This window comes from Microlunatus ginsengisoli (genome assembly GCF_039537205.1).
Classification (GTDB): domain Bacteria; phylum Actinomycetota; class Actinomycetes; order Propionibacteriales; family Propionibacteriaceae; genus Microlunatus; species Microlunatus ginsengisoli.
On record NZ_BAABAB010000050.1, the window covers coordinates 254,403 to 269,208 of the forward strand.

Here is a 14,806-nt window from a genome sequence, read left to right on the forward strand (position 1 = left end):
CTCACGACGGTTCGTTCGGTGGGCGGCTATTTCTTCTGCTGCTTGGGCGGCGGCGGGGCGAAGCCGGCAAGGAACTTCTGGCTCGCCTCGACGACCTGCTTCTGCGCCGTGAGCCGGTCGACGGTGGTGGTGCCGTCGCCGGGCTGGGGGCCGTAGTCGCCGAAGTAGGCGTGCAGCCCGCCGGTGACCTCGACGTACTGCGTGTCGGGCGGCAGATAGGACTTGTGCGCCTCGATCGTGGCCGGAGTGGCCAGTCCGTCCTCGGTGCCGTAGATCGACATCGCCTGTAGGCCGGTCCGGGTCACCGGGCTGGCCGGATAGCTGGCCCACAGCAGCAGCCCCTTCACCCGATCGTCCTGGTCGGCGAAGTCCGCCGCCGCCGTGCCACCGAGCGAGTGGCCGCCGACCACCCAGGAGACGATCTCGGTATGCACCGCCATCGGCCGAGCGGCGTGGTTCCGGTCGGTCAGCGCGATCCCGAACGGGTCCTTCACCACGATGACGAGATTGCCGGCCCTGGCGAGCGGCGTCAGCAACGGGGCGTACGCCCGCGGGTCGACCCGGGCGCCCGGGACGAAGACGAGCCCGACCTTGGGTTGGACCACCTGGCCGTCGGCGTTCCGGACGGTGGGGGCCAGTTCGTACCAGGTGAGGGTGTCGGTGAACCGCACGCCGGGCTCGGTGCGCAGCGCGGCGACCACCCCCGGCGCGGGCGCGAACGGCTTCGCCCACGCGACCACGGCGACCAGCACGATGCAGACGAACAGGGCCGGGATCGCGAGCGCCAGCCGCAGTTCGGCGCGCCGGCGCAGCTGCTTGCGGGTCCGCCGCTGGTGCCGCGGGTCGTTGCCGCGGAGGTCGGTCTTGTCACCGGCGGCGAGGCTGGCGATCGCCCAGACCACCGCGATGAAGCCGAGCACCGCGCAGGCGACGGTCGCGACCAGCAGCGCCGGATGCCCGTTCAACAGGGGCTCCCACCGGGTCCAGCCGACCCAGCCGGCGATGACCACCATCGCCACCCCGAGAGCCAGCCAGATGGTCGCGAGCACCGTGCGACTGGTGCTCCCCGGCTGCGACATGCGGCAGAGTCTAGGCGGGCCCGGGGACGATTCCGCGACGTCACTTGACCAGGTCGGCGACCTCTGCCCCGAACGCCGTGATCAGGTCGTCGACCTCGACGAACGCGCTGTAGCCGTGCCCGCCGGCACCCATCGCGACCCGCCGGCCGCGGAGCCGCTCGTCGACGTACACCGGCCAACCGGGTTCGCTGCCGATCGGCGTGATCGTCCCGCGCTCGTAGCCGGTCGCCGCCAGCGCGCCGTCCGCGTCCGGCATCGAGAGCTTGTTCACACCCAGCAATCCGCGCAGCTTCGGCCAGGAGAACGTCGCGTCGCCACCGACCACGACGAACAGGTGCTCACCGTCCGGCAGCCGGACGACCAGTGTCTTGGCGATGTCGGACGGCTCGATGCCGAGGATGGCTGCCGCCTCCGGCAGGCTGCGCGCCGCCGGCCGGACCCGGAGCTCGACCGACAGCCCGCGATCGTTCGCGGCCGCCAGCATCCGGCGTACGCCGTCGGGAAGATCGTCCTCGCTCATCGCCACCTCCGACCTCGGTCACCGATCCGGAACGCCGCCGACCCCCGCCGGGTACGCCGGGCGGGGGTCGTGGGACGTACGTCTGGGACAGCGCTGCTCAGCTGGGAGCGCTGCTCAGCTGGGAGCGCTGCTCAGCTGGGAGCGCTGCTCAGCTGGGACAGGGCTGCTCAGCCGAGCAGCTTCGCCTTCGCCTGGGTGAACTCGGCATCGCTCAACACACCGGAGGCGTGCAGCTGGCCGAGCTGAGTGAGCTTGGCCAACAGGTCATCCTCGGCCGGTGCGGCCGCGGGAGCGGCCGGGGGTTGAGCGGCGGCCTGCTCGGCGGCCACCTGCTGTGCCGCCTCGTACGCCATCCGCTGCTGCTCCTGCTGAGCGGCCGCCTGCTGGGCTGCCTCGGCCTGGGCCTGGCCCTCCCACTTGTTGGCCTGGTGACGGGAGACGGCGTTGGCCGTCGCCGACGCCGTGCCGGCGATCACTGCTGTCCGGGCCATGGTCCCGACGAGACCGGGCCGACCTACTCGACGTCCGATGGGCATGATGCTCCTTCGCTCGCGCTCGTTCGCCTAGGCCTCGAAGCCGGCCAGCTCGGCGACCTCGTTGACGACCTCCGCGGGGAAGCGGTCGACGGCCAGCACGGTTGCGCCCGCATCCCGCACCGCTCCGGCGATCGATCGGGCCCAGGTGTTCTCCAGTAGTACCACCAGGGCCGAACTGCCGGCCGGCAGCTCACGGGTGAGCAGGTCGAGATCCTCCTCGCCGAGAAGCCCGGAACCGGAGAGCTCGATCTCGGTCAGATCGATCTCGTCACCGAGCACGTCCACCTCGAGAATGTCGATCTCGCCGTCGGCCGTGCGCCGGACGACGGTGAGATCGAGCAGCGTGATCACACCGCTCTCCAGGGTGGCGAGCAGCGACTCACGCACCGGAGCCGGGATGTGATCCTCGGGGAAGGCGACCACATACAGGTCGGCCGGGCCGAACGACGTCATTCGTTACCTCTCGTCGGGGGCCGGCCGTGCCTGCGGGCACCTCCAGGATCAGGCGAGGGCCTTGGCCTTCAGCTGATCGAACTCGGCCTGGGTGATGGTGCCATTGTCCAGCAGCGCCTTCGCCGACGCGATCTGGTCCGCCGCGTTCGCGCCACCGCTGCCGGCCACGGACTTGATGTACTGGTCGGTCGCGGCCTGGGCGCTCTGCACGGCGGCCAGGTGACGCTCACCCATGCCCTTGCCGCGGGCGATCAGGTAGATCAGCGCGATCAGGAACGGGAAGACGAGCAGGCCGATGATCCACAGCGCCTTCCACCAACCGCTCAGATCCTTGTCCCGGAACAGATCGGTGATGATCTGGAACAAGATGATCAGGTACGCGACGAAGAAGAAGCTCCAGACGAGCAGCCAGAAGAAGTCCATGAAGCTGTTCATGAAGGGACACGCTTTCAGCTAGTGATTCCGACGGATCCGCCACGGATCCGGGAGAACGGTAGCGCAGCGGGACGGCTGAGAGGCCGTGGTCTCGGCGCGACGCGCCAGGATCACCCAACGCGGGTGATGGTCGCCCGGGATTCGCTCAGCGCCCCCGCCGTCGCCGTCCGGCGGCCAGTTGCCGCGCGTAGTTCGGCTGAGGCCCCGGTCGCCCACCGCTTCACACCCCTGACTGCCGCTGCACACCCCTGACTGTCGCTCCACACCCGCTGCTCGGGGTGTGAGGCGGCAGCGAGAGGTGTGAAGCACCGGGGAGGTACGACGGTGGGCGGTGCCGGGCGGCATCCCCGACCTCGGCGTCACCCCCCAACCGATGCCTGCGGATCCGGCGGCAGCAGCGTCGCAGGGTGGGACTCGTCCACCGGGAAGTACGCGTTTGTCGACAACCCGACGGTCATCGGGTCCAGCTGCTCGCGGACGACGTCGACCGACTCGGCCCTCCACAGGTCGAAGGCATAGTCGCCGGTGGCGCTGTGCACCGACACCAGCAGTGTGAGTCCCGGTGGCTCCAGCTCTCCGCTCTGTTCGGCCTCGGCGAGCGCGTTCCGCCACAGCGCCGGGTCAGCGATCGTGTAAACCGTCCCGACCAACATGATCGCCCTCCCCCAGCTGGACGCGGCCCGCGATGCGCCGGCGTTCCGAGCCTGGCCCCGCGAAGCCGCGTACTTCTATACGGGGAATTGCGTACCTGCCGGTGGAGGGATCACGGGCAGCAGGCCCAGCTGGCGCGCAATAGCCACAGCGATCAGCCGGTCCCGACAACCCAGCTTGCGGTAGATGTGCTCCAGGTGCTTGTCCACCGTTCTCATGCTGATGCCGAGCCGGCGGCCGATCGCGCGAGCCGGCAGACCGTCGGCCAAGGCGCCGAGCACGCCGAGCTCACGCGCAGTGAGGTCTGCCTGGTTGTTGCCGCTCTGCGCCACCTCCTGCCAAGGCTCCAGCCGGTCGTACATCAGACCGAGCGTGGCGAGCACCGGCGCAAGTCCGATCGCCAGCTCGACCTCGGCGTCGGTGAAGTCGCTCGCCCGGCGCGCCAGCATCCAGCACCGGAAGCGGGCCGGCGGCGGCGGCGCGATGTTCAGCTGATGTTCGGGCATGGCGTACTTCAACTCGTGGTATGTCTCCTGCTCGCGCCAGCGGCGAGGGGCGATGATGTCCGACACCCGGAACGGGGTCCGCTCGTGCACGTGGGCGGTCTGCCAGCGAGGCGTCACGTGCCGGGTCCAATAGCGAGTCAGGTCGCCGCTCAGTTGCCGATCGATCGCGAATCGGTCGCCGCGGATGGCAACGCAGCCCGACCCGAACTGGTCGGCAGCTTGAATCCACAACGCGTCATCCGCCGGGACCAGCCGCAACAGCTGCTCCCGCGCGGCTCTCCGGTACGCGGTGCGATCGGGCAGCTGCGACAGCCGCGAACCGATCGCAACGACCTCGTCGAAGTCCATTCCGTCCCCGCCGTGACGAATCCCTCGGACTCCAGACTTTATCGCCACGGGCGTGGCTTGGCATCGAAACTCGACGGCCCCGACGGGTCGAGGTGATCCGCACCAGGCGCACGTCCACGGAGCGTCCAGAGCCACATTTCCGCAACGTCGCAGGAACCACCCGCGCCGGCAGCCGCCGTTGCGTTGGCCCACCGGCGTCCAGGACGGAGTCTGCGGCAGAAGCAACGTGGGTAGGAGGTGGGCAACGGCCGTACGGCCCGCCGAGACGAGCACCGCACGAAGGAGGATCGGTCGGAGATGGCGAGGGTGTTGCTGCTGTCGACGCCGATCTTCGGACACGTCCAGCCGATGATCACGATCGGCCGAGCCCTGGCCGCCCGCGGCCACCGGGTCTGCCTCCTGACCGGCGGCAAGTACGAGGCCGCGGCGCGCTCGGCAGGCCTGCACGTCCACCCCCTGCCCGCCTCCGTCGACTACGACGACGCCCGGCTGCACGACTGGCTGCCGGCCCGTGGCCTCTCCTCCCGCATCGCCGCCGGTCGGCAGGACATCCTGGAACTGTTCGTCCGGCCGCTGGTCGAGCAGTACCGAGCGGTGGGTGACGTGTTGAGCGCCGAGCCGGCCGATCTGGTGATCGGCGAGGCGGGCTTCTACGGCGTGCTGCCGTTGCTGCTGGCGGAACGATCGTCGCGTCCACCGGTGCTGGGCGTATCCACAACGCCGCTGTCGGTGACCAGTGTCGACTGCGCTCCGTTCGGCTCCGGTCTCGCGCCGGGCCGGACCGCGTTCTCGCGGCTGCGCAACCGGCAGATCGACTACCTGTTGCGGCACGGTCCGCTGCGGGCGATCCGGACTCAGCTCGATGCCAGCCTGGCCGCCGTCGGCGCACCACCCTGCCCGGTCAGCTTCTTCGACGTGGTCACGCTGTTCGACCAGACCTTCCACCTGTCGGCAGCCGAGCTGGAGTACCCGCGCCGTGAGCTGACCGACCGGATCCGGTTCGTCGGGCCGCTGCCGCCCACGCTGGACCCGCCGCCGGCCCGGCCCGTCTGGTGGCCGGAGCTCGCCGGGCCGCGGCCCGTCGTCCACGTCACCCAGGGCACGCTGGACAACCACGACCTCGGCAAGCTGATCGTGCCCACCGTGCGGGGACTGGCCGGCGAGCCGCTGCTCGTCGTGGTGACGACCGGGGGCCGGCCGGTGGCCGACCTGAGCCGCGCGTACGGCGGCCCGTTGCCGGCGAACGTACGGGTTGCGGAGTTCCTGCCCTACCCCGACCTGCTGCCGTTGGCCGCCGCGGTGGTCACCAACGGCGGGTACGGCGGAGTCCAGCAGGCACTCGCCAACGGATGCCCGCTGGTGGTCGCCGGCGGTTCGGAGGACAAGCCGGAGGTGGCCACCCGGGTGGCCTGGGCGGGCGCCGGCGTCAACCTGCGCACCGGCCGTCCGTCGCCCCGGCGGGTGCGGGCCGCGGTCCGGGCCGTGCTCGTGCGCTCGCGCTATCGCGTCGCCGCGGGCGGGCTGCGACGCCGGATGGCCCTGCTGCCCGACCCGGTGGCTACCGTCGTCGACGAGGTCGAGCGACGGGTCGGGCCGCCCGCACGCCGCCGAGGTCTGGTGCTCCCGGTCGACTCGACCGCGCGGCGCTGCCCCACCGGCAGCGAAGAGCCTTCGTCGGCGAGCGGCCGATGACCGACTCCGCACCGATCGGCCGGGCCAGGATCGGGGAGCGCGACTGGATCCTGCTGCTCGGCCTGGCCGTGGGGCTGCTCGCCTCCGAGCTGGCCGAGACCGTGTTCGCCACCGCGCTGCCGACCGTTGCGGGCGATCTCGGGCATGCCGCGCAGCTGGCCTGGATCACCACGGCGTACCTGCTGGCCGGCACGGCCGTGATGCCCGTCTACGGCAGGCTCAGCGATCGCGCCGGACGTCGCCCGCTGCTGCTGACCGCCTTGGGGCTGTTCCTGGCGGGCTCGGTCACCGGCGCGCTTGCCGGCGGTTTCGCCACCGTCGTCCTGGCCCGGGTGATCCAGGGTCTCGGGGGTGGCGGCCTGCTGATCCTGGTGCAGAGCGTCGTGGCCGACACGGTCGAGCCCCGCCGCCGGGTCACGGTGATGAGCGGGATCGGGGCCGTGTTCGCGGTGGCCGCGGTGGCCGGACCGGTCGCCGGTGGCTGGCTGAGCGAGCACGTGGGCTGGCGGTCGTTGTTCTGGGTGGGTATCCCGTTCGCGCTGCTGGCCGCCCTGGTCGTCTGGCTCCGGCTGCCGGCGGGCGTGCCCACCGACCGTGCCGCCGCCGAACCGCCGGCCCCGCTGCGGCTGTTCCGGACCCGGGACTTCACCACGACCGTGCTGGCCACCGGGCTGCTGGCAGTAGCGGCGTTCGGCTCGATCGCCTATCTGCCGACGTACCTGCAGATGGGTCTCGGGCTCCGCCCGACCACGGCTGGACTGGTGATGCTGGCACTGGTCGGAGGACTGGCCATCGGCACCGTCCTGACGGCGCGGCTGGTCAAGCGCACGGGCCGGACGAAGCCGCCGCTGGTGGTGGGCAGCTGCTCGGCCGCGGCCGGACTGCTGCTGCTCGCGGCGACCTCGACCGGTGCCGGTCTCGGGCTCGCGGTCGCCGGCCTGATCGTTTTGGGACTGGGAGTCGGCAGCGCCTGGGAGGTCGCCGTCGTGGTGGCTCAGACGTCGGTCGGCGACGACGCCGTCGGGACCGCGACCTCGGTCCACAGTCTCGGCCGGGAGATCGGCGTCGTCGTCGGCACCGCGGTCGTCGGCGTCTGGTTCACCGCCCGGCTCCAGTCGTTGTTGGCCGGACAGCTGGACGACCAGACGGTCCGCTCCCTCGGCCCGGCCACCCTCGACGCGCTGCCGGACGGTGCGCTCCTCGTCGTCCACCAGGCGTACGTCGGCGCGCTCGCGCCGGTGCTGGCCGCGGTCGCGCCGCTGGCGCTCGCCGCGGCGGTCGTCTTCGCCGCGCTGCGATCGGGCAAGCTCGCCAGGGTCAGGACCGGTGCACCCGCTTCCGAGGCCGACGGCGGCGAGCCCGGTCGGATCGAGCGCGCCGACCGGATGATCCGATGACCGCTGCCGTGCAGCCGGTCCGCTTCTCCGTCGTGATTCCGGCCTACAACGAACAAGACGGGCTGGCGGCCACGCTGGACTCGTTGCGCGCCCAGGACTTCCCGGGGACGTACGAGGTCATCGTGGTGGACAACGGCAGCGACGACGCGACCGCAGCGCGCGCCGCCCAGGGTGGGGCAACGGTGATCGCGGAGCCCCGGCTCGGCGTCTGTCGGGCCCGGCAGACGGGCACCATGGCCGCGCGCGGGGAGATCGTGGTGTCCACCGACGCCGACACGGTGCACCCGCCCGGCTGGCTGAGCCGGATCGACCACGTCTTCCGCGATCATCCGGCCGTCGTCGCGGTCGGCGGGCCGTGCCGGTACGCCGACCCGCCCTGGTGGGCCCGGCTGTTCCCGCCGCTGGGCTTCGCCATGGTGGCGGGGCTGCACACGATCACCGGGCGGGTCTGCTACCTGACCGCCACCAACGTCGCGTTCCGCCGGGACGGCTTCGCCGGCTACGACACCACGCTCAGCCAGGGCGGGGACGAGATCGACCTGCTGCGCCGGCTCGGCCGGCAGGGGCGGGTCTGGTGGTGCGCCGACAACGCGGTGACCACCTCGTCGCGCCGGTTGGACCAGGGACTGGCGTACACCCTGGTCGTCTCCTACGGCTACCACTACGCGCTGGCATACGTGCTGAACCGGGCGACGTCACGACCCCTCCTCGGCGCCGCCCCGGCCATCCGCGCCACCGACGCCGTCGACGTACGCCGTCGACGCCGGCGTTGGCGCCGGGTCGTGCTCGCCGCGGCCTCCGCGACGGCAATCGTCCGCTACCTCCGCCGCTCGTGAACCTCCCCCCGAGCTGACCGACCCGAGCACGGTCCTGAACCGGCCGGCGAGGCGGAGAAGCCGCTCGCGCGGCGGCTCGGGGACGACGTGGTCGCCGGCCGGCGTCTCGTCCGCATGACCCGGCGCCCGGGTGGGTAACCGGCGCGCGAACGGACGGATCTCGTGATTGGGGAGAGCACATGACACCACGACTGGACGGGAAGCGGGTGGCGATTCTCGCCGCGGACGGAGTCGAGCTCGTCGAGTTCAGCCGACCCCGGGAGGCGTTGATCGGCACCGGCGCCACGGTCGTCGACCAGGAACTGGCACTCGACGGCAACCTGATCACCAGCCGATCGCCGGACGATCTCGACGCGTTCTGTGCCGCGCTTCTCGATGCGGTCGGTCAGCAGGGCTGAATCCACCCGCGCAGGAGGCGGCCGATGCGAGTGACACCTCGGAACACGCAGTTCTACGACCTGTTTGCCAGCGCGGCAGCGAACATCGCGGAGGCGGCGACCGTGATCTGCGGGCTCGTCGGCAGCGACCCGCCAGGTCGGCCCGAGCTCGCCCGGCGGCTGACCGAGCTCGAACACGCCGGCGATCAGGTCACCCACGAGATCATGCGAGCCCTCAACACCAGCTTCATCACCCCGTTCGACCGCGAGGACATCGCGCTGCTGGCCGCCCGGCTCGACGACGTGATCGACGACATCGACGCAGCCGGAGATCTGTGCGTGCTCTACGGCATCGGCGCTTTGCCGCCGGACGTTCACCGGCAGGCCGAACTGCTGGACGAGGCCGCTCGGGTGACGGTCGGCGCGATGCCGCGGCTGCGCACGCTGAACAAGCTGGACGACTACTGGATCTCGATCAACGAGATCGAGAACCGCGCCGACGTCGTCTATCGGCGGCTGCTGGCGAGCCTGTTCGACAGTCCTTCCGACGTACTGAGCGCGATCAAGATCAAGGAGGTGGTCGATCAGCTGGAGAGCGCGGCGGACGCGTTCGAGCATGTCGCGAACGCGGTTCAGTCGATCGCGGCCAAGGAGTCCTGAGATGAGCCTGGCCATCGTGATCACGGTGGTGGTCGTTGCGCTGCTGTTCGACTACACCAACGGTTTCCACGACGCGGCCAACGCGATCGCCAGTGCGGTCTCGACCCGTGCCCTCACACCGCGGGTGGCGTTGGCGATCGCCGCGATCGCGAACCTGTTCGGCGCTCTGCTGTCGACCGGCGTCGCGGTGACCATCGCCGCCTCGATCATCGAGCCGCCCAGCGGTGCCCGAGGGCTGGCCGTCGTGCTTGCGGCGTTGGTCGGCGCCATCGTGTGGAATTTCACCACCTGGTATTTCGGTCTGCCGTCGTCGTCCTCGCAGGCGCTGATCGGCGGGCTGGTCGGGGCGGGGCTGGCGTCACACAGCGAGATCCACTGGATGTCCGGCGTGATCGGCAAGGTGATCGTGCCGATGATCATCTCGCCGGTGATCGGCCTGGTCCTGGGCTACTCGCTGATGATCATCGCGCTCTGGGCCTTGCGCCGCGCCAACCCGCACCGGGTCGACCGCGGGTTCCGGATCGCCCAGATCTTCTCGGCGACCAGCCTGGCGCTCGGTCACGGTCTGCAGGACGCCCAGAAGGGCATGGGAATCATCGTGCTGGCGCTTGTCACCGCCGGCTACCAGAGCGACTTCGTCGTTCCCGTCTGGACCATGCTGCTCTGCGCCACGGCGCTGGCCGCCGGGACCTACTCGGGCGGCCGGAGGATCATGCGAACCATCGGCCGGCGGATCTTTCCGCTGCGGCCGGTGCACGGCTTCGTCGCCGAGGCGACCGCCTCGTCGGTGCTGTACCTCACCGCGTTCGTGGTCGCCGCACCGATCTCGACGACCCAGGTGATGACGGCCTCCGTGATGGGTGTCGGCAGCACGCGTCGATTGCGAGCGGTGCACTGGGGCGTCGCGCGTGAGATCGGCCTGGCCTGGGTGCTCACCCTCCCGGCGGCAGCGCTGATCGGAGCCGTCGCCTATCCGCTGGCCCTGCTCCTGGTCCCGTGAGGACTCGCTGCGCCAGCGGAACGCCTCGCTCACGACGCCAACAGCACCGCCTCGTCGTCGTCCCCCACGATCCTACGCAGCCGAATCATCAGCCGGGCGAGCCGTCGAGAGATCTGCATCTGACTGGTGCCGATCTCGGCGGCGATGTCGGACTGGGACCGGCCCTCGAAGAACCGCATCACGACCAGGCGGCGTTCCTCGTCGTCGAGCTTTCGGACCGCACGCTGGATGACCAGCCGCGCCTCGACCCGATCGCGTCCGCCTCCGTCGCTGCCAGCTGCGCCGAGACCGGGATTGCCCTCGACCAGCAGGTCGAGTGAGAGTGGGCTGTAACCCTGACTCGCGCACCGTGCCTCGCTCACTGCCGTGGCGTTCTCCCCCAGCCGCTCCGCCAACTGCCCGTCGCTCGGCTGTTCACCGAGTTCCTGGGCCAGATCGGCCCACTGGCGACGCATGCCGGCTACCAGTTCCTGCGTGCGACGCGGCGGCCGGACGAGCCAACCATGATCACGGAAGTGTCGCTTAACCAGCCCGCTGATCGTGGGTACGGCGAAGGCGATGAAGTCGCCTTGCTCCGGATCGAACCGATGAACGGCCTCGACCAGGCCGACGCAGGCCACCTGGAACAGGTCGTCCGGTTCCTCGCCGCGATTGCGATACCGGTTCGCGATGGAGCGCGCCAGCCACAGGTGGTCGTCGACGACCTGGGCCTGGATCCGCCGCAGTTTGGCTCCGCCGACGCCCTTGGCGTCCCGGAGTCGTCGTCTGGTCCGATCGGCGAGCCCGCGGTCACGATCCTCGTGGCCGGCGTCGTCTGCTCCGATCGCGTCGTCTTCGTCGGCGGGGTCGCCTTCTCGGGCGGGGTCCTCGGACGTCCATGCCGAGTTCTCGACGGCCGGACCGCCCTCGGTTCCGAAGGGGAGAGTTGGTTCCTTGGCCGGGCTGTCGGGGCCAGCGGACGCAAGGACAGAAAAAGCAACGGGCGCCATGGCGGCACCTCTCTGCTGGTGGTGCTGGCCTTTGGCTGGACCCACCTCAACAGCACCACAATCACGCCCGGAACACAAGGGCGGCGGCGAACCGATCTGATTTCCCTGCGAGGACGTGTGCAGGTCTGCGGCGACGAATCGCGATTTTCAACAGAGACGAGGAAGAGACGCTCAGCTTCACCTCGACCAAGGCCGGCTGGCAGTTGCGCAACGTCCCCGACGTCGGGATCCCTCGTGCGCCGAGTACGCCGACGTCACGGCCTTGCGAGCCTGCGGACTTCGGAACACCCGGTGGAACGTCTGGCTCCACCACGGCAGGCGTGACGGCTCGCCGTCAGCCGCCGTCCACGACGAGCGGCTCAGTCCGCCTGTTCGGGGTCGATCGGTCGCTCGCCCACCGGCGCCGTGTTGGTGGACTCCGTGTCTTGATCCTCGTCCGGGTCGTAGTCGTTGGTGCTGACGGGTTGCTGGTCGCGCTCGTCGCGGGGGTCCGATGACGTTTCCGAGGGCATGTCCACTCCTTGCACCGATCCTGTGGCCCTGATCTTGTGGCCCTGATCGTCACGTGCCATACCCGTCGAGACCCGCGCGAAACCGAGCTGGGCGGGAGTCACCTGATCGGCCCGAGCTCCGGAAGCCGTCCGGTCCGCAGCAGCTCGTCGGCCACCGCCCCGATCTTCGTCCGGGTGCTACGAGCCGCCTGACGAAGACGGTTGAAGGCCTCCACCGCGTCCAGCCGCTCGCTGGCCATCAGATAGCCGATGCCACGTTCGATGCTGATCCGGTAGTCCAGCGCGTACTGGAGCTGACTGGCCAGCTCGCCCGCCGTGTGCGCCGCCATCGCCGAGGCGAGGACGGCCTCGATCACCGCGCCGTAGCGGCAGAGCGCGGCGCGTTCGAGATCGTCCCAGTCGTGCGGGCGGTCCAGATAGACGTCGAGGGTCCCGACGACCGCACCCGCCAGCCGAACGGGCACCCCGAGGACCGCACGGACGTCTCGATCGGCCATCGCCACCGCCAGCTCGGGCCAGCGCTGATCCGTTCGCAGATCGCTGCTCGCGACGACCTGGTCTTTGACGTACGCCTCCGTGCACGGGCCCTGCCTGGTCTCCGACTCCGCCTTCTCCAGGATGCGCCCGGTCTCGTCGCTGGCCGCGACATAGTGCGGCACGTTCTGCTCGTCGGAGATCATGATCCCGCAGCCGGTGATCGTGAAGATGTCAGCGCAGGCCCTGGTCACCTGGCGCAGGGTGGCCAGCACGTCGGTGTCCGGGTCGGCGCGGGCCAGGCGCTGCAGGCTGGCACCCAGCGCTTCGGCATCGATGCTCATGCGACCCCGCACCGGCCGGCCGGATCGCAGCACCGCGCCGCGGCGGGAGGCCGGGCGCGGAGACGAGATCGGATCACCGTCCGATGCTACGACGACGGCGCCGCCGCCTGCGATGTCCGGACGTGTGCCCCGGAGCCTCCGATCCTCAGCCGCGCCGCACCGGCCAGCCGGGCAGATGCTCGGCCAGCCGTCGGACGATGTCTGCGTCGTCCGGCCGCAGCCGGCCGGCCTGTGCGTCGCCGAGGACGCGAGCGATCTCACGGACCTTGACGTTGATGGTCTGAGAGGTCCGGCTGAGCACCGACCACGCGTCCTCCGGCGAGCAGTCCAGCCGGTGGGCGAGCAGCCCGACCGCCACGCCGATCTGCTGTCGGGCACGCACGGCCTCCCGCAGTTGCTCGACCTCTCGCTGGAGCTCGGCGGTCAGCACCGGATCCGCGCCGAGAACCACGGGCGCCCCGTCCATGCCGTCAGGAATGGTCGCGCCGACAGGAGGTCGTTGCATCCGGGTCACCTTTCGAAGACGTCACTGATCGACGTCGGCTCCGCGGACACAGGGCGAAATCCAACAACCAAAGCGTATGCGATCGCCGGTAATGGATATGGAGACGGGCAAGGATCGCGCCGACACCTAGGGATCGACACGGCCCGAGGTTCTGCCGGTTCAGCACCGAGCCGGCAGGACCGCCATTCTCTGCAGCTGGCGGGCGGCCCGAAGCCGCTGCGCCGACGACCCGGAGCCCGCCGATGGCCAACATCATCATCGTGCCCGGAGGGACCGTGCCCGCGCTGCTGGTACTGGTCCGGGGTGAGCCCGCCACGTCCGCCGTTTTGGAACACGTGTCGCGACCCGACCCGCACCACCGGCCACTGCGAGCGGTCGTCGGCGATGATCACCGGCGCCCCGGGCGACAGCCTGGCAGCGAGGAAGCGTGCGTACGCGTCCGGCAACGTCGCCCACTTGGTCCGGAAGTACGTCATCCGGGCCACCATCAGCTCGTCCTGCGCCGCGTCATGCATCTGGTGCAGAGCGACGTCGGGATTGCCGTCCAGCAGCCGAGGGACCACCCGGCGACCGAAGTCGAGTGCCAGGTCGGGCCGATCGGCGTCGGCCACCCGGGCGACCGGGACGAGCACGGTCGCCGGCAGCCACGGAATCTGCATCGCGGCAGCGAGGTGCGTCAGCGCGCCGTTGGTGGACCCGACGATCGCCGCCGGATACGGGCGTACGGGGTAGGCATCGGCGAAGCTGGCCGCCACGGCGTCCATGTCGACGCGGTCGAGATCGTTCGGATCGATTCCTTCGGCGGCGCCGATCCGGGCATAGATACCGCGCAGGAGCGGCCACGGCAGCCGGGCGGCCGCCCGGACCCCGCCGCAGCGACCGGCGAGCTGCCCAGATGCGGGAACGGCTGTCCGTTCAGCGCGGCGACCAGGGCGGCATACAGCACGCTCGCCGAGTCGAACGAGGCGACCACCTTTCGCGGGTCGAGCGCAGCTTGCCCGACCCTTCGCCGTCGTCACGACATCCGACCGATCCGCGGCGCTGCGCCGGTCACGACCACGATCACGATCCTCGTGCGCGACTCCGTCCGCACCGGCACGACCTCACGTTCCCCGATTCGAGCTCAGAACCGGAGCTCCCGTGCCTGCTGACTACCCGACCGGGAACCGCCGAAACCCGCCGCGGGTCGCTCCGCCCGCCACCCGGCCCGTCACACCGCGACCCGTTGCCCGCCGACCCTGGATCCGGTTGTCGAAGATCGCCCCGTCTCCGAGCCCTGGTCTCGAGGTCCAGTCGGGAGGGCCCAGCGCGGTCACCTTCGGCAAGCCGACGACTTACCGATACGTGTTTCGGCTCGCTGACCCTCGGGTACACGAGGGGCGTATTCGTCGCACCGAGCGAAGCGAGGACCTAGTGGTGTGTCTGTGAATTAGCAAGGTATTTTGGTAGACTTCTCATGTGGTGGCTGCGGCGTTGACGGTGAGTGATCAGC

18 protein-coding genes are annotated in these 14,806 nt (G+C 70.4%); 6 read left to right on the forward strand and 12 right to left on the reverse strand.

The features are described 5' to 3' along the window. Positions 1-26 precede the first annotated feature (26 nt). From ABD747_RS24515 to ABD747_RS24545, 7 genes are all read right to left on the reverse strand, one after another. On the reverse strand, positions 27-1,079 hold the full coding sequence (locus ABD747_RS24515; RefSeq protein ID WP_344809649.1) for an alpha/beta hydrolase: 1,053 nt from the start codon (positions 1,077-1,079) through the stop codon (positions 27-29). Between the two features lie 40 nt (positions 1,080-1,119). Beyond that, positions 1,120-1,599, reverse strand: coding sequence for an aminoacyl-tRNA deacylase (locus tag ABD747_RS24520; protein ID WP_344809651.1), 480 nt, complete (start codon positions 1,597-1,599; stop codon positions 1,120-1,122). Positions 1,600-1,766: 167 nt separating this feature from the next. Continuing rightward, a complete protein-coding gene (locus ABD747_RS24525) occupies positions 1,767-2,090 on the reverse strand; it encodes an SHOCT domain-containing protein (RefSeq protein ID WP_344809653.1) in 324 nt (107 codons plus the stop codon). A 72-nt stretch (positions 2,091-2,162) separates the two neighbouring features. Beyond that, positions 2,163-2,588, reverse strand: coding sequence for a DUF6325 family protein (locus ABD747_RS24530; RefSeq protein ID WP_344809655.1), 426 nt, complete (start codon positions 2,586-2,588; stop codon positions 2,163-2,165). Between the two features lie 48 nt (positions 2,589-2,636). Beyond that, positions 2,637-3,023, reverse strand: a complete 387-nt coding sequence (locus ABD747_RS24535; protein WP_344809657.1) for an SHOCT domain-containing protein — start codon at positions 3,021-3,023, stop codon at positions 2,637-2,639. Positions 3,024-3,382: 359 nt separating this feature from the next. Beyond that, entirely contained in the window at positions 3,383-3,676 is a 294-nt protein-coding gene (locus ABD747_RS24540) for a hypothetical protein (protein ID WP_344809659.1), read from the reverse strand. A 75-nt stretch (positions 3,677-3,751) separates the two neighbouring features. Next, positions 3,752-4,528: a helix-turn-helix transcriptional regulator gene (locus ABD747_RS24545; protein ID WP_344809661.1), complete on the reverse strand. Its 777-nt coding sequence runs from the start codon at positions 4,526-4,528 to the stop codon at positions 3,752-3,754. A gap of 297 nt (positions 4,529-4,825) precedes the next feature. On the opposite strand from ABD747_RS24545, the gene ABD747_RS24550 reads away from it, so the two are divergent. The 6 genes from ABD747_RS24550 (at position 4,826) to ABD747_RS24575 (ending at position 10,490) form a co-directional block, all read left to right on the forward strand. Beyond that, the gene (locus ABD747_RS24550; protein WP_344809663.1) at positions 4,826-6,220 is read left to right on the forward strand and encodes a glycosyltransferase; all 1,395 of its coding nucleotides are present in this window, start codon (positions 4,826-4,828) and stop codon (positions 6,218-6,220) included. Further along, positions 6,217-7,617: an MFS transporter gene (locus ABD747_RS24555; RefSeq protein ID WP_344809665.1), complete on the forward strand. Its 1,401-nt coding sequence runs from the start codon at positions 6,217-6,219 to the stop codon at positions 7,615-7,617. The genes ABD747_RS24550 and ABD747_RS24555 overlap by 4 nt, the downstream gene beginning before the upstream one ends. Further along, on the forward strand, positions 7,614-8,453 hold the full coding sequence (locus ABD747_RS24560; protein ID WP_344809667.1) for a glycosyltransferase family 2 protein: 840 nt from the start codon (positions 7,614-7,616) through the stop codon (positions 8,451-8,453). The genes ABD747_RS24555 and ABD747_RS24560 overlap by 4 nt, the downstream gene beginning before the upstream one ends. Positions 8,454-8,632: 179 nt before the next feature. Then, the gene (locus ABD747_RS24565) at positions 8,633-8,851 is read left to right on the forward strand and encodes a DJ-1/PfpI family protein (protein WP_344809669.1); all 219 of its coding nucleotides are present in this window, start codon (positions 8,633-8,635) and stop codon (positions 8,849-8,851) included. 24 nt (positions 8,852-8,875) lie between these two features. Beyond that, complete coding sequence (locus tag ABD747_RS24570) at positions 8,876-9,490, forward strand: DUF47 domain-containing protein (protein WP_344809671.1); 615 nt, start codon at positions 8,876-8,878, stop codon at positions 9,488-9,490. A gap of 1 nt (position 9,491) precedes the next feature. Continuing rightward, a complete protein-coding gene (locus ABD747_RS24575) occupies positions 9,492-10,490 on the forward strand; it encodes an inorganic phosphate transporter (RefSeq protein ID WP_344809673.1) in 999 nt (332 codons plus the stop codon). Positions 10,491-10,519: 29 nt separating this feature from the next. On the opposite strand, the gene ABD747_RS24580 is transcribed toward ABD747_RS24575, so the two are convergent. From ABD747_RS24580 to ABD747_RS24600, 5 genes are all read right to left on the reverse strand, one after another. After that, complete coding sequence (locus tag ABD747_RS24580; protein WP_344809675.1) at positions 10,520-11,479, reverse strand: sigma-70 family RNA polymerase sigma factor; 960 nt, start codon at positions 11,477-11,479, stop codon at positions 10,520-10,522. A gap of 359 nt (positions 11,480-11,838) precedes the next feature. Next, positions 11,839-11,991: a hypothetical protein gene (locus ABD747_RS24585; protein WP_344809677.1), complete on the reverse strand. Its 153-nt coding sequence runs from the start codon at positions 11,989-11,991 to the stop codon at positions 11,839-11,841. Between the two features lie 98 nt (positions 11,992-12,089). After that, complete coding sequence (locus ABD747_RS24590) at positions 12,090-12,809, reverse strand: GAF and ANTAR domain-containing protein (protein ID WP_344809679.1); 720 nt, start codon at positions 12,807-12,809, stop codon at positions 12,090-12,092. Positions 12,810-12,954: 145 nt separating this feature from the next. Beyond that, entirely contained in the window at positions 12,955-13,314 is a 360-nt protein-coding gene (locus ABD747_RS24595) for an ANTAR domain-containing protein (protein ID WP_344809681.1), read from the reverse strand. Positions 13,315-13,319: 5 nt separating this feature from the next. Continuing rightward, a complete protein-coding gene (locus ABD747_RS24600) occupies positions 13,320-14,078 on the reverse strand; it encodes a hypothetical protein (RefSeq protein ID WP_344809683.1) in 759 nt (252 codons plus the stop codon). Between the last annotated feature and the right edge of the window lie 728 nt (positions 14,079-14,806).